Genomic DNA, 1718 nt, shown 5'->3' with positions numbered 1-1718 from the left:
CGCTATCACCGAGGCGCTCTACGCACAAATCGTGGCGGCGGCGCGGCAGACTGTGTTTTATTCCCATTGGAATGTGCCCGATACGCCGCTTGGCCGCTTCGAGATGGTGTCGCTGCACATGTTCCTGTTCCAGCACCGGTTGCGCCGCGAGGACGGCGTGGCGCAAGAGGTTGCGCAGGTGCTGATCGACGAGTTCTTCCTCGATGTCGATCATTCGCTGCGGGAATTGGGCATTGGCGATGTCGGCGTGCCCAAACGCATGAAAAAGCTGGCAAAGATGTTCTATGGCCGAACCGCCGCCTATGACGATGCCCTGGAAAGAAACGACCATGACGGGCTCACCGCGGCCCTTGCCCGCAATGTCCGGCCCGACACCGGCGCCTGGCCGGAAGCGTCGCTGCTGGCCAACTATGTCACCGACGCCCGCGATCAGCTGGCCACCCAGCCATCCGAATCGATAGTCTCCGGCACGGTGGCGTTTCCCGTCGCCAACGGAGGTTGATCGATGAAACACATTGACCCGCAAAGCCCGGTATCGTTCCGCGCGAACATCGCCCGTCTGCCGCAGAAGGGGTTGCCGGTGGTGATCGAGGCTGACGCCGCGCAGCGCGCGGCGCTGGCCGAGGAGCACGGGCTGCTTTCGGTCGAAGCCTATCGCGCCGAGCTTCTGGTGACGTCATGGAAGCGCAATGGCGTGAAGGTCAGCGGTCGCGTCGAAGCCGACATCACCCAGGCCTGCATCGTCACGCTCGAGCCTGTCGAAGCGCATATCGACGAGCCGGTCGAAGCGCTGTTGCTGCCCGAGGACTCCAAGCTCGGACGGCAGGGTTTCGATGACGGCGGCGAGATCCTGCTCGACGCGGACGGACCGGACGCTCCCGAAACATTTTCCGGCGACACGATCGATGTCGGGGCGCTCGCCGAACAGTTCTTCGGGCTGGCGATCGACCCATATCCGCGCAAGCAGGGCGCGTCTCTGGATGCCGGCGGCGGGAGCGAACCGGCGGAGAATGAATTTCAGCAAAAACTGCGATCCTTGCTGGGAAAATCCTGAAAACCACGCCCGCGACGGAAAAGTCGGTTGTGCGGCAGCCCAAAACCGCTATTTTCGCCGAACCTTCGCGACCACTAAAGCGACCTGCCGCCTAACCGTGAGATGAATACCGCGTGATCAGGATTTCCATCGATGCCATGGGCGGCGATCACGGACCAGCCGTGGTCATTCCGGCGCTCATGACGGTCGCGACCCGCCGTCCCGACATCCGCTTCGTCATCTTCGGACGTGAAGAGGTGGTGCGCCCTGAACTGGCCAAATTCCCGAAGCTGGCCGAAATCAGTGAATTCTTCCACTGCGAGATCGCCGTCAGGATGGACGACAAGCCTAGCCAGGCGCTGCGTCACGGCCGCTGGAAGTCGTCGATGTGGAAGGCTGTCGAGGCGGTCAAGGCAGCGTCGGCGGACGCCTGTGTCTCTGCCGGCAATACCGGTGCGCTGATGGCGATGTCGAAATTCTGCCTGCGCACCATGGCCACCATCGAACGGCCGGCGATTGCAGCGCTCTGGCCGACGACACGTGGCGAAAGCGTGGTGCTCGACGTCGGCGCCACCATCGGTGCCGACGCCCATCAGCTTATTGATTTCGCCATTCTCGGCACCGGTATGGCGCGCTCTGTCTTCGGCATCACGCGACCGACGGTTGGCCTGCTCAATGTCGGGGT

Annotated in this window: 3 protein-coding genes; all 3 read left to right on the top strand. The window is 62.9% G+C overall.

The features are described from left to right. A partial coding sequence (locus tag ACXJ7R_RS31840; protein ID WP_457155274.1) for a ubiquinol-cytochrome C chaperone family protein occupies positions 1–502 on the top strand: 502 nt, incomplete at its 5' end. Between the two features lie 3 nt (positions 503–505). Then, positions 506–1054 (top strand): YceD family protein, encoded by a 549-nt coding sequence (locus ACXJ7R_RS31835; RefSeq protein ID WP_457155273.1) that lies wholly within the window; start codon positions 506–508, stop codon positions 1052–1054. Positions 1055–1167: 113 nt separating this feature from the next. Beyond that, the coding region (locus ACXJ7R_RS31830; RefSeq protein ID WP_457155272.1) for a phosphate acyltransferase at positions 1168–1718 on the top strand (551 nt) is incomplete at its 3' end.

This window comes from Mesorhizobium sp. P5_C1 (genome assembly GCF_054049815.1).
The sequence above is the reverse complement of the archived record's forward strand: the minus strand, read 5'-3'. Positions and strand labels throughout refer to the sequence as shown.